This window comes from Cellulomonas endophytica, assembly GCF_004123805.1.
GTDB lineage: Bacteria > Actinomycetota > Actinomycetes > Actinomycetales > Cellulomonadaceae > Cellulomonas > Cellulomonas endophytica.
Genome location: NZ_RWJX01000032.1, coordinates 1 through 22,262, shown reverse-complemented (window position 1 = coordinate 22,262; position 22,262 = coordinate 1). Strand labels below are relative to the sequence as shown.

At 77.1% G+C, this 22,262-nt stretch carries 16 protein-coding genes and 1 tRNA gene; 10 read left to right on the top strand and 7 right to left on the bottom strand.

The window, feature by feature from the left end; genetic code table 11:
- The first annotated feature begins 8 nt into the window (after positions 1 to 8).
- Together EJA20_RS10840 and EJA20_RS10835 are read left to right on the top strand one after the other, a co-directional pair.
- Positions 9 to 82: transfer RNA gene (locus EJA20_RS10840), tRNA-Met, on the top strand.
- Positions 83 to 181: 99 nt separating this feature from the next.
- Positions 182 to 1,954, top strand: a complete 1,773-nt coding sequence (locus EJA20_RS10835; protein ID WP_164983940.1) for a CocE/NonD family hydrolase — start codon at positions 182 to 184, stop codon at positions 1,952 to 1,954.
- Positions 1,955 to 1,984: 30 nt separating this feature from the next.
- Here the strand turns inward: EJA20_RS10835 and EJA20_RS10830 are convergent, their stop codons facing one another.
- On the bottom strand, positions 1,985 to 4,333 hold the full coding sequence (locus EJA20_RS10830; RefSeq protein WP_129338169.1) for a beta-L-arabinofuranosidase domain-containing protein: 2,349 nt from the start codon (positions 4,331 to 4,333) through the stop codon (positions 1,985 to 1,987).
- 275 nt (positions 4,334 to 4,608) lie between these two features.
- Between EJA20_RS10830 and EJA20_RS10825 the strand changes: the two genes are divergently transcribed.
- The 5 genes from EJA20_RS10825 (at position 4,609) to EJA20_RS10805 (ending at position 10,106) form a co-directional block, all read left to right on the top strand.
- Entirely contained in the window at positions 4,609 to 5,646 is a 1,038-nt protein-coding gene (locus EJA20_RS10825) for a DUF808 domain-containing protein (RefSeq protein ID WP_129338168.1), read from the top strand.
- A gap of 46 nt (positions 5,647 to 5,692) precedes the next feature.
- Positions 5,693 to 6,682, top strand: coding sequence for an NAD-dependent epimerase/dehydratase family protein (locus EJA20_RS10820; RefSeq protein ID WP_129338167.1), 990 nt, complete (start codon positions 5,693 to 5,695; stop codon positions 6,680 to 6,682).
- Between the two features lie 248 nt (positions 6,683 to 6,930).
- Positions 6,931 to 7,278: a molybdopterin oxidoreductase gene (locus EJA20_RS10815; protein WP_129338166.1), complete on the top strand. Its 348-nt coding sequence runs from the start codon at positions 6,931 to 6,933 to the stop codon at positions 7,276 to 7,278.
- A 3-nt stretch (positions 7,279 to 7,281) separates the two neighbouring features.
- Complete coding sequence (gene nirB, locus EJA20_RS10810) at positions 7,282 to 9,765, top strand: nitrite reductase large subunit NirB (protein ID WP_276319534.1); 2,484 nt, start codon at positions 7,282 to 7,284, stop codon at positions 9,763 to 9,765.
- A gap of 26 nt (positions 9,766 to 9,791) precedes the next feature.
- Positions 9,792 to 10,106: a Rieske (2Fe-2S) protein gene (locus EJA20_RS10805; protein ID WP_129338181.1), complete on the top strand. Its 315-nt coding sequence runs from the start codon at positions 9,792 to 9,794 to the stop codon at positions 10,104 to 10,106.
- 9 nt (positions 10,107 to 10,115) lie between these two features.
- On the opposite strand, the gene EJA20_RS10800 is transcribed toward EJA20_RS10805, so the two are convergent.
- Positions 10,116 to 11,588 (bottom strand): MATE family efflux transporter, encoded by a 1,473-nt coding sequence (locus EJA20_RS10800; RefSeq protein WP_129338165.1) that lies wholly within the window; start codon positions 11,586 to 11,588, stop codon positions 10,116 to 10,118.
- A 263-nt stretch (positions 11,589 to 11,851) separates the two neighbouring features.
- On the bottom strand, positions 11,852 to 12,481 hold the full coding sequence (locus EJA20_RS10795; protein ID WP_129338164.1) for a YgjV family protein: 630 nt from the start codon (positions 12,479 to 12,481) through the stop codon (positions 11,852 to 11,854).
- Between EJA20_RS10795 and EJA20_RS10790 the strand changes: the two genes are divergently transcribed.
- On the top strand, positions 12,408 to 14,339 hold the full coding sequence (locus EJA20_RS10790) for a DNA polymerase domain-containing protein (protein WP_476727336.1): 1,932 nt from the start codon (positions 12,408 to 12,410) through the stop codon (positions 14,337 to 14,339). The two genes, EJA20_RS10795 and EJA20_RS10790, sit on opposite strands and share 74 nt — an antisense overlap.
- Here the strand turns inward: EJA20_RS10790 and EJA20_RS10785 are convergent.
- The 4 genes from EJA20_RS10785 to EJA20_RS10770 form a co-directional block, all read right to left on the bottom strand.
- Positions 14,229 to 14,852 carry a DUF5317 family protein gene (locus tag EJA20_RS10785; protein ID WP_129338162.1) on the bottom strand — a complete coding sequence of 208 codons (624 nt, stop codon included), beginning with the start codon at positions 14,850 to 14,852 and terminating at the stop codon, positions 14,229 to 14,231. The two genes, EJA20_RS10790 and EJA20_RS10785, sit on opposite strands and share 111 nt — an antisense overlap.
- 1 nt (position 14,853) lies before the next feature.
- Positions 14,854 to 16,884, bottom strand: a complete 2,031-nt coding sequence (locus EJA20_RS10780; RefSeq protein ID WP_129338161.1) for a putative bifunctional diguanylate cyclase/phosphodiesterase — start codon at positions 16,882 to 16,884, stop codon at positions 14,854 to 14,856.
- A gap of 502 nt (positions 16,885 to 17,386) precedes the next feature.
- Complete coding sequence (locus EJA20_RS10775) at positions 17,387 to 18,919, bottom strand: ATP-dependent DNA ligase (RefSeq protein WP_129338160.1); 1,533 nt, start codon at positions 18,917 to 18,919, stop codon at positions 17,387 to 17,389.
- A gap of 46 nt (positions 18,920 to 18,965) precedes the next feature.
- Positions 18,966 to 19,253, bottom strand: a complete 288-nt coding sequence (locus tag EJA20_RS10770) for a hypothetical protein (protein WP_129338159.1) — start codon at positions 19,251 to 19,253, stop codon at positions 18,966 to 18,968.
- 660 nt (positions 19,254 to 19,913) lie between these two features.
- Here EJA20_RS10770 and EJA20_RS10765 point away from each other — a divergent pair.
- Together EJA20_RS10765 and EJA20_RS10760 are read left to right on the top strand one after the other, a co-directional pair.
- Positions 19,914 to 20,834: a sulfite exporter TauE/SafE family protein gene (locus tag EJA20_RS10765; RefSeq protein WP_129338158.1), complete on the top strand. Its 921-nt coding sequence runs from the start codon at positions 19,914 to 19,916 to the stop codon at positions 20,832 to 20,834.
- A gap of 77 nt (positions 20,835 to 20,911) precedes the next feature.
- Complete coding sequence (locus EJA20_RS10760; RefSeq protein WP_129338157.1) at positions 20,912 to 21,898, top strand: NAD(P)/FAD-dependent oxidoreductase; 987 nt, start codon at positions 20,912 to 20,914, stop codon at positions 21,896 to 21,898.
- The last annotated feature ends 364 nt before the right edge of the window (positions 21,899 to 22,262 follow it).

The window sequence follows — 22,262 nt, the reverse complement described above, 5'->3', positions numbered from 1 at the left end:
ATCACCGACGCGGGGTGGAGCAGCTCGGTAGCTCGCTGGGCTCATAACCCAGAGGTCGCAGGTTCAAATCCTGCCCCCGCTACACAGAAGGACGAAGGCCCGGACCCGATGGTCCGGGCCTTCGTCGTGGATGCCACGGCCGGGGTTCCCGGCCGGGGCGCGGGCGGGCGAGGACGGTCGCATGCGGGACGGTACGGCACCGGAGGACGACGGCGGGACGCTGCGGAGCCGGACGGAGCACGACGTGCCCGTGCCGCTGCGGGACGGCACGGTCCTGCGGGCGGTCGTGACGCGCCTCGAGGTCGACGGCGCGGTGCCGGTGCTGCTCGTCCGCTCCCCGTACCCGCTCGAGGCGGTCCGCGGCGAGCTGGACCCGTGGGCCGTGCTGCGGCGGGGGCTGGCCCTCGTGCTCGTCAGCCACCGCGGGACGGGGTCGTCCGGGGGCGTGTTCGAGCCGTGGTGCGACGAGGCCGCCGACGGGGCGGACGTCGTGGCCTGGTGCGCGAGCCGGCCCTGGTCGAGCGGGGACGTGGTGACCTGCGGCCGCTCCTACCTGGGCCAGACCCAGCTCTACACGGCCGCCGCCGCGCCCCCGGCGCTGCGCGCGATCGCCCCCGCCGTGTGCCCGTCCGACCCGTACGACCTGCTGCACGTCGGGGGCGCCTTCCTGCTCGGCAGCGGCCTCGGGTGGGCGCTGGCCCAGTCCGGCGGCGGCCTGGCGCGCGCCGCCGCGGAGGGCACGGGCGACGCCGAGGACCTGGGCGCGTGGCGGGCGCTCATGGAGCGGCCCGAGGCGCTGCTGGACGTCCGGCGGCCCCTGGACGTCCCCGTGCTGGACCGGGGCCTGCCGAGCTGGCGGCACTGGGTCGAGCACCCCGCCCGCGACGGGTGGTGGGCGGCCCGCGCCGTCCCGGAGCGGCCGCCGCTGCCGGCCTTCTTCGTCGCCGGGTGGCACGACATCTTCCTGCGGGGCACGCTCCGCGAGTTCGGTCGCTCGCCGCACCCCGGGTCGCGCCTCGTCGTCGGGCCGTGGGCGCACGGTCCGGGCGGGCCGTCGCTCGGGGAGGTCCGGTACGGGTTCGGCGCGGGCGCCGCGGCCGTGGGGCTGGACGACGAGGTGCTGGACTTCCTCGCGGCCCGTGCGCACGGCCACGGCGGGGGGCCGGAGCCGGCCGCCGCGCCGGTGCGGTACCACCTCATGGGGGCGGGGGAGTGGCGGACCGCCGCCGCCTGGCCCCCGGCCGGGACCGTGCCCCGCACCCTGCACCTGCACGGCGACGGCCGGCTGGCGCCGACGCCGGCCCCGGCGGGGTCGGACCCGGTGACCTTCGTCCACGACCCCGCGGACCCCGTGCCCACCGTGGGCGGGCCGAACATCTTCCTGCACGGCGACGCGGCCGGCGGTGCCGGGCCGTGGGACCAGCGCCCGCGGGACGGACGTGACGACGTCGTGCGCTTCGCGACCGACGTGCTGGACGAGGACCTCGACGTCGTGGGCACGGTGGTGCTCGAGCTCGTCGTCGCGACGACCGCGGCGGACGCCGACTGGTGCGCGACGCTCGTCGACGTGCACCCCGACGGGCGCGCGCTCCTCGTCGCCGACGGTGCCGTCCGTGCCCGGCTGGCGCAGGACGACGCCCAGGAGCACCTCGTGCCGCCGGGGACGGTGCACCGGCTGCGCGTCGAGATCGGGCCGACGGCGCAGCGCTTCGCCGCCGGGCACCGCCTCCGGGTCGACCTGGCCGGCTCGAACCACCCGCGGTTCGACCTCAACCCGGGCACGGGGCGCACCTGGGTCGCCACGCCCCGCGGCGAGCACGTCGTCGCGCGGCAGTCGGTGCACGTGGGCGGACCGGGGCCCTGCGCCCTGGTGCTGCCCGTGCTGCCCGTGCTGCCCGTGCTGCCCGTGCTGCCCGTGCTCCCGCCGCAGCCCTCGGAGCCCTCCGGCCGCTGAGCCGGGCGGCGGCGGGCGGGCCCGCCCCGCTCAGGCGGGGGCGGTGAGCGGGGGCCGCCGCAGGAGACGGACCTCCACCACCTCGGGCGTCGTCGCGCCGTCGGCGGTGAGCCGCACCCGCCGGACGCCCGGGGTCTCCCCGCGGTCCCGGGGGGCGCCGGGCGGCAGCACGAGCTCCGCGACGGACCGGGGGACGGTCGCCCCCGCCGACGCGGACGGACCCGCGGGCACGGGCCGCCCGACGGCGCCGACGCGCTCGCCGTCGACCTCGACGGTCGCGGCACCCTCGCCCCGCCAGGTCAGGCGCAGGACGGCCCCCTCGTCGGCGGCGTCGGACAGGTCGTAGGAGAACCAGCCCTCGGCCGCGCGGGCCAGCTCCCCGTCCCGGCTGCCCGTGGTGCTGCGCTCCGCGGCGAGTGCGTGCTCGACCTCGGGCTGCTGCTCCCCGCAGCGCACGGCGTCGACGGTGCGCCGTGCGAGGTCGGCGTCGGCGGCGTCCAGGGCGGCGAGCTCCCGCCGCCGGGCGTCCACGGCCCCGGGGACCCGGTCCGCGAGGGGGAAGTACAGCGTGTAGCGGCTGTCGTGCAGGGCGTGGAACGGCTCGAGCTCGACGACGGAGCCGTCGCCCGCCGGCAGGCGGAAGCGCATGGGGGCGCCGGCCGGCTCCAGCGCCGCGGCGAGGTCGGCCTCGTCGTCGGCGACGAGCACCGGCGCGTCGGCGAGCGGCCGCAGCGCCCCGGCGGCGATGTGGCCCATGCGCGCGTCGTCGGCCCGGAGCCCGACGAGGTCTTCGTCGCCGTCGCGCGCCGCCAGCACGACGGGGCCGCGCCGCACCGCGACCCACGGGGAGCCGTCGGGCAGGCGCTCGACGACGGTGCGCGGGGTGAGCCGGTAGGTGAGCACGTCCCCGTCGCGCCAGGTCCGCCGGACGACGACCCCGAGGGCGTCCACGCCCGTCGCGGCGACGGTCGCGCCGCCGACGCGCAGGTCGAGGTCGGCGCCCGGCTCGTGCCACCCGGGCACCCGGACGTGCACGCCGAACGCCTGCGCGGAGGCCAGGCGCAGGTGGACCTCCACGGGCAGGTCGGGGTCGACGTCGGGGTAGGGGCTGCGGACGCGGACCTCGGCGTCGCGGGCCGCCCACCGGAGGGTCACGGGGATGGGCAGCAGCACGCGCAGGTCCCCCCTGTCGTGCGCGAGGGCGAGCTCGCCGTGGCGGGCGTGGACCTCCAGGCTCGTCCCCACGCAGCACCAGAAGCCCTGCTCGGGCTGGGAGTACACGCGGTAGTGGCCGGGGCGGGCCGGGGTGAAGTAGACGAAGCCGCCGTCGGGGTGCTGGGCGGACAGCACGTGGTTGACCTGGGCGATCTCGTGGTGGTCGACCAGCGCGGGGTCCGGGTCGGCGAGCAGCAGGTGCCGGGTGAGCTCGAGCATGTTCGTCGTGTTGCACGTCTCCGGGCCCTCCGGGGAGGTCAGCGCCGGGAGGAAGTCGTCGCGCGCGTGGAAGTGCTCGCGCACCGAGTTCCCCCCGAAGGCCAGCGTCCGGTGCCCGACGACGGCGTCCCAGAACGCCCGTGCCGCGCGGGTCCAGGTGGCGTCGCCCGTGAGCTCGCCGAACCGCGCCCACGCCACGACCTTGGGGATCTGGGTGTTGGCGTGCCGGCCGTCCAGCGCGTCGCGCCCGGCCAGCGACGGCTCGAGCAGCGACCGGTCGGCGAAGCGCAGCGCGGCCGTGAGGAGCCGGGGGTCGTCGACGAGCGCCCCGAGGTCGGCGAGGGCTTCGCCCATGCCGCCGAACTCCGTGGTGAGGAGGCGCTCGAAGGCGTCGTCGTCGACGTCGGCCGTCAGGGCCAGCCACCAGTCCCCGAGGCCGCGGGCTACCGCCAGGGCGCGGGCCGCGTCGTCGGGCCGGGCGTACCGGGCGGCGTCGACGAGCCCCGCCAGCGTCTTGTGCAGGTTGTACAGGGGGACCCAGGCGCCGCCGAGGTCGAAGGCGTTGCCGTCCGCGCGGCCGTGCACCACCCGCTCCCACAGCGCCACGCCGTCGGGGATGCCGCCGACGTAGCCCGTCCCCAGCGCGTCCTGGCAGGCGGCGAGCCCGGCCACCAGCCGGGCCACGACGTCCGCGACCCGTCCGTCGCCCGTCGCGGCGACGAGGAGGGACGCCGCCGAGATGGCGTGCCCGGCGGTGTGCCCGTCCAGGCCCGAGGACTCCCAGTTGCCGTACGGCGGCGCCACGGGCGGCAGCCCGGCGGTGCGCCGGAAGGGCGCCAGCAGGCGGTCGGGGTCGAGCGCGAGCAGGTACTCGAGGTCGGCCCTCTGCGCCCGACGGAAGACGCCGTCGTCCAGCCGGACGTCGGACAGGGGGAAGGGCTGCATGACCACCTCGGGCGTCAGGGGAGGTGCTGCGGCGCACCGTCCCTCGGCACCGCGCGCCCGCTGCTGGACCCCGCACCTGCCGAGCCGAATGTAGCGATACAGGCGGCGCGCGGGGAGCCGCTGCGGCTCGCGTCCCCGTCGGTCCGCGCACCCGCCCTCCGTCCAGGCGCGCCCGTCGCAGCGCGGGTCGCCCCCCGGCGCCCCTACGCTGGCAGCCGGACGGCGACCCGGCGCCCGTCGGCCCCCGGGCGGCGGCGCCCGACGGAGGAGAACCCATGGCAGGCGGTCTGGCGGCACTGCTCGACGACATCGCGGCGATCGCGAAGCTGGCGGCGGCCTCCGTGGACGACGTCGGCGCGGCGGCGGGCCGGGCGAGCGCGAAGGCGGCGGGCGTCGTCATCGACGACACCGCGGTGACGCCGCGCTACGTCAGCGGCTTCACCCCGGACCGCGAGCTGCCCGTCATCCGGCGCATCGCGATCGGTTCCCTGCGCAACAAGCTCTTCATCATCCTGCCGGTGGCGCTGGTCCTCAGCCAGTTCCTGCCCTGGCTGCTCACGCCGATCCTCATGCTCGGCGGCACGTACCTGGCCTTCGAGGGCGCGGAGAAGATCTGGGAGCTCGTGTCGGGGCACCGCGGCGAGCACGGCGCGGAGCACGACGCGGGAACGGACGCGCAGCGGCCGGGCACCCCGGCGCAGGCCGAGCCGGCGGGGTCCGGCGCCCACGCGCTCGGCAGCGGGCCGCGACCCGCCGTCGACGCGGGCGCGGACCAGGAGAAGGCCATGGTCGGCGGCGCGATCCGCACCGACCTCATCCTCTCGGCCGAGATCATGGTCATCGCGCTCAACGAGGTCGCCGACGAGCCCCTGCTGTCCCGGGCGCTCATCCTCGTCGTCGTCGCGCTGCTCATCACGGTGCTCGTCTACGGCGTCGTGGCGCTCATCGTGAAGATGGACGACATCGGCCTGAGGCTGGCGGAGACGCGGAACGGCGGCGTCGCGTCGGCCGGGCGCCTCCTCGTCCGCGCGATGCCGAAGGTCCTCGCGGTGCTCTCCACCGTCGGCATCGTCGCGATGCTCTGGGTCGGCGGGCACATCCTCCTCGTCGGCGTCGACGAGCTCGGCTGGCACGCCCTCTACGACCTCGTGCACCACGCGGAGGAGGCGGTGCACGACGTCGCGGGCGTCGGGCCCTTCCTCGCCTGGCTGACGAACACGCTCGCCTCGGCCCTCATCGGCCTCGTCGTCGGCGCCGTCGTGGTCGCCGTGATGCACGTCCTGCCGCGCCGCAAGGGCGCCGGCGCCCACTGACGGCGCCGGCCGTCACGCCGACCGTCGTACCGACCGAGGAGAACCCGTGGCAGCGCTGAAGGTCCTGTTCATCGGCGGCACCGGGGTCATCAGCTCCGCGTCGACCTCGCTGGCGGCCGAGCGCGGGCTCGAGCTCACCCTGCTGCACCGCGGGACGGGCCGCCGGCCCGTGCCCGCGGGCGTGGAGACCCTCACGGCCGACGTGCGCGACCCCGCCGCCGTCCGCGCGGCCCTGCGGGACCGGGAGTTCGACGCGGTCGTCGACTGGGTCGCGTTCACCCCGGACCACGTGCGCGCGGACGTCGAGCTCTTCGAGGGACGCACGGGGCAGTACGTGCTCATCAGCTCCGCCTCGGCCTACCAGACGCCGCCGGCGCGCCTGCCGATCACGGAGTCCACACCCCTGCGCAACCCGTACTGGCAGTACAGCCGGGACAAGATCGCCTGCGAGGACGTGCTCGTGGCCGCCTACCGGGACCGCGGCTTCCCGGCCACGATCGTGCGGCCCTCGCACACCTACGACCGCACGCTCGTGCCGCTCGACGGCGGCTGGACCGCGCTGGAGCGGATGCGCCGGGGCAAGGAGGTCGTCGTCCACGGCGACGGCTCCTCCCTGTGGACGCTCACGCACCACACGGACTTCGCGCGCGGGTTCGTGCCGCTCCTGGGCCATCCGCGCACGCTCGGCGAGGCCTTCCACATCACGTCCGACGACGTGCTCACCTGGGACCAGATCACCCGGGCGCTCGCGGCCGCCGCGGGCGTCGAGGCGCGGATCGTGCACGTCCCCTCGGACGTCATCGCGGCGGAGGACCCGGGCTGGGGCGCGTCCCTGCTGGGGGACAAGACGCACTCGGCGGTCTTCGACAACGCGAAGCTGCGCACCGTCGTGCCCGACTACGTCGCCACGGTGCCGTTCGAGCGGGGCGCGCGGGAGATCGTCGCCTGGCACGACGAGGACCCCGCGCGGCGCGTCCTCGACGAGCGCCTCGACCGGCTCAGCGACGCGCTCGTCGAGCGGTTCCGCACGGCCTGACGACCGCACGGCTGTCCACCGGACGGCACCGCGACGGCACGGCGCCACGGCCCCACGGCCGGACGGCTCGCGCCGGACGGCCCGCCGCCGCGCGACCCGACGACCCCGGCGGCGGGCGCGGATCGCACTGCCCGGCCGCCGCGGCCGTGCGGTGACCGACCCCGGGCGGTAACGCCCGCGCGCGCTCGTCGAAACACGCTCCCGCGATCCTGGCGCCCGAGTCCGGACCGCCACGAGAGGGAGTCCCCGTGCCCACCACCCCCCGGTTCCTGCAGTCCGTCGCCGAGGTCGTCGGGGCGGGCCTGCACGCGCCCGTCGCGCTGACGCCCGCCCTCGTGCACACCGTCCCCGACGGCGCGGTCGCGCAGCCCGTGTACTTCCGCGGCGGGAACGCCGCCGACGAGCTCGTCAACGTCGTCCTGCTGCGCGACGGCGCGGTCATGCGCTACTTCCCCATCGGGGCGAAGGACGGCTGCCACGTGCCGCTGCGGGTGGTGGAGAACCTCGAGGCCGGCACGAGGCTGGAGCTGCGGGTCGCCGCCCCGGCCGGGGCGCGCGCCGTCGTCGTCCTCGACCTCGGCCTCGTCGAGGTCTGAGCCGTGGCGACGCGGAGCGGGGCGGGGCGGCAGCGGCTCGTCGTCGTCGGGAACGGGATGGCCGGCGCGCGGACCGTCGAGGAGGTGCTGGCCCGCGGCGGCGCCGAGCGCTTCGACATCACCGTGTACGGCGAGGAGCCGTACGGCAACTACAACCGGATCCTGCTGTCCCACGTCCTGCAGGGCGTGGACGACGAGGCCGACATCTTCCTCAACACGGTGGCCTGGTACGCCGAGAACGGCATCGACCTGCGCTCCGGCGTGCGGGTGCAGCGCATCGACCCGTTCGGCAAGGTCGTCGTGGACGGCGCGGGCGGCACGCAGCCGTACGACCGGCTCGTCATCGCGACCGGGTCCGTGCCGTTCGTGCCCGACATCGCGCACCTGCGCGACCCCCGCCGCGGCTTCCACCAGGCCGTCTTCACGTTCCGCACCCTCGACGACACCCGCCGAATGGTGGCCTACGCCCGCGACCACGAGCGTGCGGTGGTCATCGGCGGCGGGCTGCTGGGCCTCGAGGCCGCGGCGGGGCTGGCCTCCCACGGGATGCGGGTGACGGTCGTCCACGGCCCCGGCCACCTCATGAACGCGCAGCTCGACGAGGCCGCCGGGCGCATCCTGCGGCGCAGCATCGAGGCGCTGGGGATCGAGGTCGAGTGCGGCGCGCGCACCACCGCGGTGCGCGGCCGGGAGCAGATCGAGGGCATCGAGCTCCGGGACGGCCGGTTCCTGCCCTGCGACATGGTGGTGCTCGCCGCCGGCATCCGCCCGAGCACGGAGATCGCGGAGATGTCGGGCCTGACCGTGGAGCGCGGGATCGTCGTCGACGACCAGATGCGCGTGCCGGAGTCCGACGACGTGTTCGCCGTGGGGGAGTGCGTGCAGCACCGCGGCGAGACGTACGGGCTCGTCGCCCCGATCTGGGAGCAGGCGAAGGTGATCGCCGACGTGCTGACCGGCGCCGACCCGCACGCCGCGTACCACGGAACCCGCACGGCGACGAAGCTCAAGGTCGCCGGCGTCGACGTCGCCTCCATGGGCGTCGTGGCGCCCGAGCGCGACACGGACGAGCACGTGGTGCTGTCCGAGCCCCGCCGCGGCGTGCACCGGTCGGTCGTCATCCGGGACGGCCGCCTCATCGGTGCGACCCTGCTCGGCGACGTGGGCCGGGCCGCGTTCCTCCAGGGGGCGTTCGAGCGCGGCACGGCGCTGCCCGAGGAGCGCCTGTCCCTGCTCCTGGACCTGGGCGGGCCGCCCGCCGAGGTGTCGGTCGCCGAGCTCGACGACCACGCCACCGTCTGCACCTGCAACGGGGTGTCCAAGGGCGCGATCTGCGGCGCGGTCACGGGCGGCTGCCGCACGGTCGGCTCCGTCATGGACGCCACCCGCGCCGGGAAGGGCTGCGGCTCCTGCAAGGGCCTCGTCGCGCAGGTCGTGGAGTGGGCCGCCGGGGGCGCCGTCGAGGAGGACCCGTCGGCGTCCTGGTACGTGCCGGGCATCCCGCTGACGAAGGCGGAGCTCGTCGAGCAGATCCGCGCGCGGCGGCTGCTGTCCGTCTCGTCCGTGTTCGCGGCGCTGGCCCCCGAGGGCGCCGACGACGCGCGGAGCAAGATGGCGCTGACCTCCCTGCTGCGGGTCGTCTGGCCGCACGACCACGTCGACGAGCGCGACGCCCGCTTCGTCAACGACCGGGTGCACGCCAACATCCAGAGGGACGGGACGTTCTCGGTGGTGCCGCAGATGAAGGGCGGCGTCACCACCCCCGAGCAGCTGCGGACGATCGCCGACGTGGCGGACAGGTACCACGTGCCGCTCGTCAAGGTCACGGGCGGGCAGCGCATCGACCTGCTCGGGGTGCCGAAGGAGGACCTGCCGAAGGTGTGGCGCGACCTCGGGATGCCGTCGGGGTACGCCTACGGCAAGAGCTTCCGGACCGTGAAGACGTGCGTCGGCACGGACTTCTGCCGCTTCGGCCTCGGGGACTCCACCCAGCTCGGCATCGACCTCGAGAGCCGGTACCAGGGGCTGGAGAGCCCGGCGAAGATGAAGCTGGCCGTGTCGGGGTGCCCGCGCAACTGCGCCGAGTCGCTCGTGAAGGACGTCGGCGTGGTCGCGGTGGGCGAGGGGCGGTGGGACGTCCTCGTCGGCGGGGCCGCCGGCGCCCACATCCGGCAGGGGGACGTGCTCGCCACCGTCGACAGCCCGGAGGAGGTCGTCCGGCTCGCCGGGCGCTTCATGCAGTACTACCGGGAGAACGCCGGGTGGCTGGAGCGGACGTACACGTTCGTCCCGCGGGTGGGCATCGAGCGGCTGCGCGCGCTCCTCGTCGAGGACGGCGAGGGCCTGGCGGCCGGGCTCGACGAGCGCATGCAGGAGGCGGTCGACGCGTACGTCGACCCGTGGCAGGAGGGGGCCGCGCCGGTGGAGCCGGGGCAGTTCCGCACCGCGCTGCCGCTCACGCCGCTGCCGCAGGTGCCGGTCCGGTGAGCGCCGAGCCGCAGGTCGTCGCGGACCTGGTCGCGGGGTCGGCCACCGCGGTCTGCCGGGTGGAGGAGATCCCGCCCGGGGAGGGACGGGCCTTCGCCGTCGCGGGCGAGCAGGTGGCGGTGTTCCGGCTGCGCACGGGCGTGCTGCGGGCGGTCTCGGCCGTGTGCCCCCACCGGGGCGGGCCCATCGCCGACGGCCAGACGGACGCCCAGGTGGTGGTGTGCCCGCTCCACGCGCACGTCTTCGACCTGGCGACGGGCGCCTGCCGCACCGGTCAGCCGCCGCTGCGCACCTTCCCCGTCGCCGAGGCGGACGGCTGGGTGCTCGTGGGCGGCGGCTGACCGGCGCGCTCAGACGGGCTGGTGGCGGCGGGCCGTCCCGTCGGGGGCGGCCGCGTCCACGTCCGGGACGACCGCCTCGAGGACGGCCGACCCCTCGGCGGGACCCTCGAGCACGAGCGTGCCGGCGGGCGCCGCCGCGGGGAGCAGCACCGGCTCGCGCTCCAGCGCGCGGTGGGCCAGGCGGTAGGCGGGCACGAGCAGCGCGAGCGCACCGGCCCAGGCCAGGGGGTTGCCCCAGACCACGCCGCCGTAGCCGAACGCGGCGCCCAGCACGATCGCGGCACCGGTGCGGCACCCGAGCTCGAGGACGCCGGTCACCGTGGGGACGACCGTGTGCCCGAGGCCCTGGAGGGCGCCGCGCAGGACGAACAGCGCGCCGAGCACCACGTAGAGCAGGCCGTTGACGACGAGGTAGTAGGCCGCCATGTCGACCACCCGCTCCTGGTCGGGCCCGACGAAGAGCCGCACGAGCGGCGCGCCGCCCAGGACGACGACGCCGCCGATGAGCACGGACCCGGCGACGGAGAGCCACAGGGACTGCCGCACGCCCTCGCGGATGCGGTCCGGGCGGCCGGCGCCGTGGTTCTGCGCGACGAACATCGACACGGCCAGGCCGAGGGAGGCCAGCAGCGACACGGCGAGGCCGTCGACGCGCGTGGCGGTCGTGTAGGCCGCGACCGCGTCGGCGCCGAGCTCGTTGAGCCGCACCTGCACGGCGAGGATGCCGATCGCGATGATGGAGGCCTGGAAGCCCATGGGCAGGCCGAGGTGCAGGTGGCGGCCGAGGTCGCCGGCGGTCACCCGCCAGTCCTCCCGCCGCACGTGCAGGACGGGGACGCGGCGGCGCACGTGCTCCAGGCACAGCGCGACGGACACGCCCTGGGAGACGACGGTCGCGGCGGCTGCGCCCGCGACGCCGAGCCCCAGCCCGGGGACCGCGCCGACGACGAGCACGATGTTCAGCAGGCAGCTGACGACGAGGTACACCAGCGGCGTCCGCGAGTCGCCGATCGCCCGCAGCACCGCTGACAGGTAGTTGAAGAACATCGTCGTGCCGGCGCCGAGGAAGCTAACGACCGCGAAGGTCGTCGCCTGGGGCAGGAGCTCCTCGGGCGTGCGGAGCAGGCGCAGCGCGGGCTCGGTGAGCAGCGGGGCGGCGACGGTGAGCACGACCGTGACGGCGGCCGTCAGCAGGGTGCCGGCGGCCACCGAACGGCGGACCGCGGTGGCGTCGCCGGCGCCGAACGCCTGCGCGGTGGGGATGGCGAAGCCCGAGGTCATGCCCCAGGCGAAGCCGACGAGGAGGAACAGGAACGAGCCGGTGGCGCCGACGGCGGCGAGCGCCTCGACGCCCAGCACCCGGCCCACGACCATCGCGTCGACGACGTGGTAGAGCTGCTGGACGACGTTGCCGACGAGCAGCGGCACCGCGAACCGGAGGATGACGCGCCAGGGGCGGCCGGCGGTGAGGACCTGGGGCATGACGAGGGACTCCGCGAGGGGGCGAGGGCGGGCGGGAGGGGGTGCGCGGTGGTCGGTCGTGCCGGGTCGCTGCGTCCTATCGAATCGATACGAACGGCGCCGGTGCAAGCGGAATGCCGCGACGCGCCGGTGTGACGTGCGTCGCTGTCCCATGCCCGGTGCCCGCCCGGGTCACGGGCGCGTCATGGCCCGTCGCGCCAGGTCGTGCCTCGTCGTGCGTGGTGCGGGAACCCCCGCGGCCCCGGAGCCCCCCGGCCCCGTCGTCAGCGCGGCAGCGTCAGCACGCGCCGGTCGCCCTCGGGCCGGAACCCCACGGCGTCGAGGTAGGTGCGCGAGTCCACCATCCCGGGGGAGGCGACCACCCGCCGGGCGCCGAGGGCGGCCACGGGCCCGTCGGGCCGGAAGACGAACTCGCCCGGCGTGAAGTCGCGGAAGGCGGGCAGCACGTGGTCGAGGACGACGTGCTGCTCGTCGGGCGTCGCGCCGTCCCGGGTGAGGACGACGCCGACGATGGCGTCGCCGGAGCTCACGAGGAACGCGTGGTCGGCGACCGCGAGCGGGTCGGGCGGGAGCGTGGGGTTGAAGCGTGCGACGTCGGCGGCGTGCCGGCCGAGCAGCCGACGCAGGTACGGCGCGTCCACGGCGATGGGGACGGCGTCGTAGCTGCGGTCGTCGTGCCGGTGCCGCAGCAGGCGCACGACGACGACGAGGTTGATCGTCGCGAGCACCACGTTGACGACGGCCATCGGCCACACGCCGACCGCCGCGTTGTAGCCCACGAGCACGAGGCACGCCAGCAGGTTCAGCACCCGGAACCGCATGACGCGCGTCTGCGTGAGCGACACCACCAGCAGGGCCGACCCCGCCCAGCCGACCGCCTCCAGCACCGGCACCCCGGACCCCCTCCTGCTCCTCGGCGCGCCGCGTCGCGCACCGCCGACCAGTCTCGCGCACCGCCGCGGCCCTGCCGACCGGACGGGGCCGGCACCACCCGGGCGGCGGCCGGGGCCGCGGCACGCCACCCTGGTCGCAGGGGCGCGCGACGGAGGCGGGCGGGTCCCGGGTGACCGGCCCGACGAGAGGGTGGCGATGGCGCGGGGGCGCGAGCAGGGACCGGGACGCGAGCAGGGACGCGAACGCGGTCGGCCGGCGGAGCCGGGGCTGGGCGCGTACCGGTCCATGCGCGACTTCGGGCGCACGCCGGAGCCCGCGGGGGCGGGGGCGGCCGCGTCCGCGGCGACGGGCACCGCCCCGCGGTTCGTCGTGCAGCGCCACCGGGCGCGGCGCCTGCACTACGACCTGCGGTTCGAGATGGACGGCGTGCTCGTCTCCTGGGCCGTCCCGAAGGGCCCCACGCTCGACCCGGCCGCCCGCCACCTCGCGGTCCACGTGGAGGACCACCCCCTGGAGTACGCGGACTTCGAGGGCGTGATCCCCGCCGGCGAGTACGGCGGCGGGGACGTCGTCGTGTGGGACCGCGGCACGTGGGTCTGGCACGAGACGGACGACCCGCGCGCCGCGGTCGCCGCCGGCGAGCTGCACGCGGAGGTCCACGGCGAGAAGCTGCGCGGCAGGCTCGTGCTCGTGCGGCGCGGGGAGGCCGACGAGCACGGCAAGGAGCAGTGGCTGCTGCTGCACAAGCGCGACGAGCACGCGGTCGACGGCTGGGACCCCGAGGACCACCCGCGCTCGGTGCTCTCGGGCCGGACGAACGACGAGGTCAAGGCCGACCCGGACCGGCTCTGGCGCTCGGATACGCCCGCGGCGGAGGCGTCGGTCGACCTGCGCCCCGAGGCCGTCGCCCCGCCGACGGAGGAGGAGCTGGCGGCCCTCGACGCGCTGCCGGCCGCCGGCACGTGGGAGGTGTTCGGCCGCCGGCTGCGCGTGACGAACCTCGACAAGCCGCTCTTCCCCGGGCGCGAGGGCGGGGCGCCGGTGACGAAGCGGGAGCTGCTGCGCTACGTCGCGCGGGTCGCCCCGACGGCGCTGCCCTACCTGCGGGGCCGGGCGCTCAACATGCACCGCTACCCGGAGGGGGCGGCGAAGGCCGGCTTCTGGCACAAGGAGCTGCCGACGCACGCCCCGGCGTGGCTGCCGCGGTGGGACAACCCGGAGGCGGACCCGGGGGAGTCCACGACGTACCTCGTCGTCGACGAGCCCGCGGCCCTCGTGTGGGCGGCCAACTTCGGGGCGCTGGAGTGGCACGCGTGGACCTCGCTGACCACCGCGCCGCACCGGCCGACGTACGCGCTCGTCGACCTCGACCCGGGCACCGCGACCCCCTGGGAGGACCTGCTCGTCCTCGCGCGGCTGCACCGCGACGCGTTCGCGCACCTGGGCGTGCGGGCGTTCCCCAAGCTCACGGGCCGCCGTGGCATACAGGTGTGGGTGCCGATCGCGGTGGGCCCGTCCTTCGACGAGACGCGGGCCTGGGTGGAGCGGGTCTCGCGCACCGTCGGCGCGGTCGTGCCCGACCTCGTGTCCTGGCGCTGGGAGGTGCGCGAGCGGGGCGGCCAGGCGCGGCTGGACTACACGCAGAACGCGATCAACAAGACGCTCGTCGCGCCGTACAGCCCGCGGGCCGCCGCCGGGGCGCCCGTCTCGGCCCCGATCACCTGGGACGAGCTCGACGAGCCGTGGCTACGCCCCGACGCGTTCACCGTCCGGACCGTGCTCGACCGCCTCGCCGAGCGCGGGGACCCCTTCGCCGGCGTCCTGCGGCGGGACCAGCGGCTCCCGCCCCTGGCGTGAGGCGTGCGACGAGCCCCGCGACCAGACGGCCACCGCGACGCCGGCGACGAGGAGCACGTCCCCGACGCTGAAGGTGTTGTGCAGCGGCAGGGGCGCCGGCCACGCGAAGACGTCCCCGAGCCAGGGCAGGACGGGGTCGGCGACGACGGAGGAGTTGGCGAAGGCCAGGTCGTGGTCGAGGCCCGCGGCCGCCACGGCCGCGGGCGCGGCAGGCAGCGTGCCGCCGTTGAGCGCGATCGTCACGCCGTTGGTCGCGGCCCCCGCGGCGGCCACCAGCGCGCCGCGCAGGCCCCGGTTGAGGACGAGGAACGCCACGGCGGCCACGTAGGTGAGGACGTGCACCAGCGGCGCGACGCCGGCGGGCGTCGGCAGCTCGAGCACGACCGTCTGCACGACGAGCGCGGCCCAGACGACCCAGGCGTGCCGCCAGCGGTGCGCCAGCAGGGCAGCGGGGCGGCGCCCGACGACGAGGGGGGACAGCGCGGCGAGCAGGGCCGCGACGAGCACGAGCACGTCAGCCTCCGGCGGGGGTGGTCGAGGCCTGGGTGGGGACGCGGGGCAGGCGCTCGGCGACGAGCCGGTCGCCGATCTCCTGGGAGGTGGTGGGCCGGCCCAGGTGGTAGCCCTGGCCGACCCGGCAGCCGAGGGTGCGCAGCGCCTCGACGGTGGCCGCGTCCTCGATGCCCTCGGCCACCACCCGCAGGCCGAGGTCGTGGGCCAGCTGGACCGTCGAGCGGACGATGACGTGGTCGGTGGCGTCCGTGAGCATCGCGCCGACGAAGGAGCGGTCGATCTTCAGCTCGTCGACCTCGAGGCCGCGCAGGTAGCCGAGGGAGGCGTGCCCCGTGCCGTAGTCGTCGACGCTCACGCTGGTGCCGAGCGCGCGCAGCGCGGCGACGACCTCCTGCGCGCGGGCCGGGTCGGCGAGCAGGCCGGTCTCGGTGACCTCGAGGACGAGCGAGCCGGCCGGGACGCCGTGCGCGGCGAGGGCGGCGGTCACGCGGGCGGGCAGGGCGAGGTCGGACAGGTGCCGCGCCGAGAGGTTGACGGCCAGGCGCAGGTCGTGGCCGTCGGCGCGCCAGCGGGCGAGGGCGGCCAGGCCCGTGTCGAGCACGTGCGCGGTGACCCCGGCGATGAGGCCGGAGTTCTCGGCGAGCGGGATGAAGCGGTCGGGGGGCACGGGGCCGAGCACGGGGTGGTTCCAGCGCACGAGGGCCTCGACCGCGTCCAGCCGGCCCGTCGCGAGGTCGACCTGCGGCTGGTAGGCCACGGCGAGGTCGCCCGTGCCGATCGCGCCCCGCAGGTCGGCGAGCAGGCTCAGGCGCTCGACGCTGTTCACGGAGAGGTCGGGCGAGTAGACCGCCGTGCCGTCCCGCTCGAGCTTGGCGCGGTAGAGCGCGACGTCGGCGTTCTTCACGAGCGTCGCCGCGTCCGCGCCGTGGTCGGGGGCGGACGCCACGCCGGCGCTGGAGCGCACGAGCAGCTCGAGCGCGCCGATGCGCACGGGCTCCTGGAGCGCCTCCTGGAGCCGGTGCGCCGCCGCCTCCGCCGCCGCCGGGCCGCCGTCCGGCACGACGACGGCGAACTCGTCGCCGCCGAGCCGGCAGACGACCGCGTCCCGGTCCTGCTCCCGGTCCTGCTCCCGGTCCTGCCCCGCGACGAGGCGGGCCGCCACCGCACGGAGCAGCTCGTCGCCGACGGGGTGCCCGAGGCTGTCGTTCACGTCCTTGAAGTGGTCGAGGTCGAGCACGACGACCCCGGCGTCACGCCCCGAGCGGAGCGCGGCCTCGAGCTCGTCGAAGAGCCGCTCGCGGTTGCCCAGGCCCGTGAGCGGGTCCTTCGAGGCGTCGCGGACGTGCTGGTAGGCCACGGCGGTCGTCACGTGGATCGCCGCGACGGGCAGGCAGAGCAGGACGAGGGCGACGACGCCCGTGCCGGCGAGCTCCGCGGCGAGGGCGCCGAGGGAGAGCAGGACCACCTGCGAGGTGAACGACCACCGGACGTCGTCGCGGAGCACCAGCAGGAGGGGTGCGCCGGACGCGACCGCGACCACCCCGGCGACGAGCAGCCGGTTCGTCAGCACCATCGCCAGGCCGGCTGCGAGCAGGGGCAGCAGGTCACGCGGGCCGACGTCGAGGGGGCCGTCCAGGACGCCCCGCCCGTCGAGCGCGCCGAGGACCGCGCCGCAGACGGAGATGCTCAGGACGTACTGGCTGGAGTTGAAGGCCGTCTTCAGCAGGCCGCGGCGCTGGCGCAGGTCGTCGGCGAGGCTGGCGGCGAGCTGGACGAGGAGCGCCGGGCCCAGACCCGCGACGGGCACGAGCGCCAGCACGAACGGGGTCGAGACGGCGACCGCCTCGTGGGCGTGCGAGGCGCGGGGGATGGCGAGCGGGCGGAGCTCGCCGGCCACGGCGGCCGCGCCGAGGAGCACCGCGGGCACGAGCGCGGGCGAGGCCAGGAGCGCCCCCCAGCGGTTCGTCGCCGTGACGGCGCAGAGGGCGACGGCGGCCAGGACCGTCAGCGCCAGGACGTACGGGACGAGCAACGCGGGCGGGCCCGGGACCCCCGCAGGGGCCCCGGGCCTGTCGTCGTGGTGCTCCGTCAGATCCACTTGAAGCCGGCGCCGGCGAGCGCCGCGACCGCGGTGAGGGTGACGGCGCTCCCGGCCAGGCGGGCGACGGTGCTGTTCTTGACGGCGTTCCACTTGTCCATGGGGGGGGTCCTCTCGGGTGCGGCGGCGACGGGTCGCGGCGCGGGGCGCTCGCGGTGTCGTGCCTGGTCATCTGGTCGGTCGGCCGGTCGGCGACATGAGAGATCCTGCGCCGCCCGGCCGCCCCGACCCAGGCCTGACCAGCACGTTCACCCGACGAGACGCCCGTTCCGCCCCAGACCCACCCGGAAGGGACGCCGCGGCGGCCGTCCGGGCGAACCGGACGGACCGCCCGGACCCGACGGAGGCGACGGAGCGGACGCGGGGGAGCGGGCCGCGTCCGGGTCGGGGGTGGCGGGCGGGGCGGTGCCGGCGCCGGCGCGGCGCGGGCGAACGGTCAGCGCGGCGCGAGCGCCACCACGGTCGCGAGGGTGTCGGCCTCGTCGGGGGTCTTGTCGTCCCGGTAGCGCAGGACACGGGCGAACCGCAGCGCGACGCCGCCGGGGTACCGCGGGGAGCGCTGCACGCCGTCGAAGGCGATCTCGACGACCTGCTCGGGACGCAGCCGCACGGTCCAGCCGTCGTCGTCGACGGCGAGCTCCCGGAACCGCTCCGTCTGCCACGCGAGCGTCTGGTCCGTCATGCCCTTGAAGGTCTTGCCGAGCATGACGAAGCCGCCGGCGGGGTCGCGGGCGCCGAGGTGGATGTTGGACAGCAGGCCCTGGCGCCGGCCCGAGCCGCGCTCGACGGCGAGCACGACGAGGTCGAGCGTGTGCCGGGGCTTGACCTTCACCCAGGCGGCGCCGCGGCGCCCGGCCTCGTAGGGCGCGGTGCCGTCCTTGACGAGCACGCCCTCCTGGCCCGCGGCGACCCACCCGGCGAACGCGTCCTGCGCCGCCGCGGGGTCCGTGGTGACGAGCCGCTCCACGGCGTCGCCGGGGGCCACGGCGTCGAGGACCTCGAGCCGGCGCAGCAGGGGCTCGTCGAGCAGGTCGACGCCGTCGGCGTGCAGCACGTCGAACCAGAAGGGGGTGAGGGTCACGGCGCCCGCGAGCTCGGCGTCGCGGGTCGCGCCGCGGGAGGCGGTCTCCTGGAAGGGGCGGGGGCGCCCGTCCGGCCCCAGGGCGAGCGCCTCGCCGTCGAGCACGAGCGTCCGGGCCGGCAGGGCGCGCACCCGCGCGACGAGCTCGGGCACCCGGCCCGTGATGTCGTCGAGGCTGCGCGTGAAGACGCTCACGGCGTCCCCGTCCTTGTGCACCTGGACGCGGATGCCGTCGAGCTTGGCGTCGACGACGAGGGGCCGGTCGGGCAGGCCGGCGACCGCCGTCGCGACGTCGGGGGCCGAGGCGGCCAGCATGGGGCGGACGGGGCGGCCGACCGTGAGCCCGAAGGCGTCGAGGGCCGTGGTGGCCGCGGCGGGGTCGGCGGCGGCGAGCGCGGCCGCGGCGACGGGTTCCGTCGCCCCCGCGAGCATCGCCGCACGGCGGACCGCGGCGGGCGCCACGCCGGCGGCCTCGGCGACGGCGTCGAGCAGGAGCGCGTCGAGCGCGCCCTGGCGCAGCTCCCCGGTGACGAGGCCGCGCAGGAGGCGCTGCTCGGAGGCGGTCGCCGCGGCGAAGAGGTCGGCGGCCAGGCGGCCCCGGGCGGTGGCGGACCCCGTGCCCTGGAGCCCGGCCATCGTCCCGAAGGCCGCGTCGACCGCGAGCACCTCCAGCGTGGGCTCCGCGGCCGGTGCGGGCAGGTCCGTCAGCGACCGCCAGCCCAGCCCCGTGCGGCGCTGGCGCAGCTCGCCGCCGAGGTAGCGGGCGACGACGGGCACCTCGTCGGGGGCGGTGCGGCGCAGCAGCCCGACGAGGAGCGCCCGCTTGGCCAGGCGCGATCGCGTGGCGGCGAGCGCCTCGGAGGTGGCGGCGAGGTCGGCGAGGAGCACGGGAGCGGGGACCGGTGCGGCGGGCGGGTGCCGGGCGGCCGCGCGACTAGAGGCGGACCGGGTCGCCGAGCAGCAGCATCCCGGGCGGGAACCGGCCCTCGGCCACCTCGCGCACGCGCTCGCGCACGGCGGCCTCGCCCTCGTCGCGCACGTGCAGCTCCACGGTCGTGGGCCCGGGGTCGGGGCGGCCGGCGTCCTCCTCGCCGTCGTCCGTCGGGGCGTCGACGGACTCGGCGTGCAGCCCCGCCGTGCGCAGCGCCGCGACGAGCGCGGCCGTCTCCCGCTTCGCGGTGTCGAGGTCCGGGAACGTGACGGGGACGAGGAAGGTGTCCATGGGCCCACTCTCGTCGTCCCGGCGGCGGCGGCAACCGGGGCGCCCCGCCGCGCCGCCCGCCGCCGTCCACGCCGCACGGCGCGCGTCCCGCCCGTAGGTGCCGCACCTCGCCCGTCCCGCCCGGCCGTGGGCGTCGCACTTCGCCGTCGGTGCCGCACCTGGCGGTGCGACTCCGACGGCAAGGTGCGACACCGGCACCGGGGCCTCTCCGCCCGGGATCCAGGTGGCCGCATGCTGGACATCCGGTGGACGAGGCGTGGACGGGGTCCTAGCGTCCTCGCCCATGAGCCGAGACCGCGACGCCGTGCGTCGGACGCCCCTGGGCGCCCCGGCCGCTGCCGCTTCTCCTCTCACCGCTCCGGGTGCCACGCCCGTCGAGCCCGGCGCACCGATGCGCCGCTGTTGTCGCCCCTGTCGCTGAACCCCGGCACCCTGCCCGGCGGTCCGACGACGACCTGACCGGGCCCGCCGCGTGCGGGGCGCCCCGGGGGTCGACGACACCACCGCCGAGCGCCCGCGCCCCCCGGTCCTGACCGGCGGGGCCCTGCAGCACCGCTGCCGCGCCCGGCTCGTGCCGGTCGTCCGACGCCCTCGCCCCGCCGCCCCCGCGGGGCCCGTCGCCGCACCCCCCCGCGGCCGGCGCACCCCCTGGAGACCCCCGTGCAGACCCTCGTCCTCCTCGCCCTCGTGGGCCTCGGCGCCCAGCTCGTCGACGGCAGCCTCGGCATGGCCTACGGCGTCACCTCGACGACGCTGCTGCTGACCTTCGGCCTCAACCCGGCGGCCGCGTCCGCGACGGTGCACCTCGCCGAGATCGGCACGACGCTGGCCTCCGGCATCTCCCACTGGCGCTTCGGCAACGTCGACTGGAAGGTCGTCGGCCGGATCGGCGTGCCCGGCGCCGTCGGCGCCTTCGCCGGTGCCACGTTCCTGTCCTGGCTGTCGACGGACGTGGCCAAGCCCGTCATGGCACTGATCCTGCTGGCCCTGGGCCTGTACGTGCTGGGGCGCTTCACCTTCCTCGGCCTCCCGTCCCACCGCGTCGGGCTGCCGCTGCGCCGGCGCTTCCTCGCCCCCCTCGGGCTCGTCGCCGGCTTCGTCGACGCGACCGGCGGCGGCGGGTGGGGCCCGGTCGGCACGCCCGCGATCCTCGCGTCGGGGCGCCTCGAGCCCCGCAAGGTCATCGGGTCCATCGACACGAGCGAGTTCCTCGTCGCCGTCGCCGCCAGCGGCGGCTTCCTCCTCGCGCTGGGCACCCAGGGCATCTCCTGGACCTGGGCGTCCGCCCTGCTCGCCGGCGGCCTCGTCGCGGCACCGATCGCCGCGTGGCTCGTCCGCCACGTGCCGCCGCGCGTCCTGGGGTCCGCCGTGGGCGGCATGATCGTCCTGACGAACCTGCGCACGGTCCTCAGCAGCGACTGGTTCGCCGCGCCCGACGCCCTGGAGGCCGGCCTCTACGCGCTCGTGTGGATCGCCTGGGCGGCGGCCGTCACCTGGAGCGTCCGGGCCCACCGCGCCCTCTCCCGCGAGGCGGTCGAGGTCGAGCGGGCGCGCGAGCGCGAGGCGGCGCTCGAGGCCTGAGAGCCGCCCGGCACCGGAGACCGCGCCCGGACCCCGCCCGGCGGGCGCCGGGCGGGGTCGACGGGCAGGATCGCGCCGTGACCCACCCGCCCGCGTCGTCCGACGCCGTCCTCGTCGTGGGGGCCGGCATCTCCGGTGCCGCCTGCGCCCGCGCCCTCGCCGGGGCGGAGGTCCCCGTCCGGCTCGTCGACCGGGGCCGCCGCCCGGGCGGCCGCATGGCGAGCCGTCGCCTCGACGGCCGCGTGGTCGACCTGGGGGCCTCCTACCTCACGGCCCCGGAGGGCTCGCCGTTCGCGGCGGTCGTCGACGGCTGGGTGGCGCGCGGGCTCGCACGGCCCTGGACCGACACCTTCGCCGTCGCCGGCCCCGACGGCCTGCGCGACCGGCGCACGGGACCGGTGCGCTACGCGGCGCCGGGCGGGCTGCGGGCCCTCGTCGAGGACCTCGTGGAGGGTCTGCGCCCGGAGGCCGGGCTCACCGTGGCCGCCGTCGTCCCGGCGGACGACGCGGGGCACGCGGTCACCGTCGACGGCGCCCCCGTCCGTGCGGCGGTGCTCGCGATGCCCGACCCCCAGGCCCGTCGTCTCCTGCCGGAGGGCTCGGCCGCGCACGCCGCGCTGCACGGGGCCGACACGTGGCGGCCGGCGATCGCCGTCGTGCTGCGCTTCGGGGAGCGCAGCTGGCCCGCCGACCTGCACGGCGCCTTCGTCCACGACTCCGACGTCCTCGGGTGGGTGGCCGACGACGGCGACCGGCGCGGCGACGGGGCGCCCGTGCTGGTGGCCCACACCGTGCCGGCGTTCGCCGCGGCGCACCTGGAGGACCCGGACGCGGTCGTCGCCCCGGTGGTCGCGGCCGTGCGCGCGGCCCTCGGCCTCGTGGCGGAGCCGGTCGCGGCCGTGGCGCACCGGTGGACGTTCTCGGCGCCGGGGGAGCAGCACGACGGGACGTCCGGGCTCGTGGACGGCGTGGGCGTGTGCGGCGACGCGTGGGGGGAGCGGTCCTCCGTCGGCACCGCATGGGCCTCGGGCGACGCCCTCGGCCGCCGGCTCGCCGGGGTCTGAGCCGCCCCGGCGCCCATCGCCCCGGGGCCCGGCGCACCGTCGTGCCACGCGCCGTGCCACGCGCCGTGCCGCGCGCCCGGGCCGTACGGAGGGGAGCCTCCCGCGGGCCCACCTCGAGGCCCGCCGCGGGCCGTGACCGCCTCCGGACGCGGGGGCTCGACCGTGCCGGTCGCCCCCCTACGATGGCGGGCGCCGGAGCCTCCGGCGCCGACGGCGGCGGGGACCGCGTGCCGTCGGGGGACCGACAGGCCGGGGAGGTCCGCGTGAGCACCGCGCCCGCCGCCGCCGGCTCCGGTGCCGCCGGCCCCGCCCCCGAGCGGGTCGCGCCGCCGCCGCGCACCGGGACGGGCGCCGCGGCCTCCGC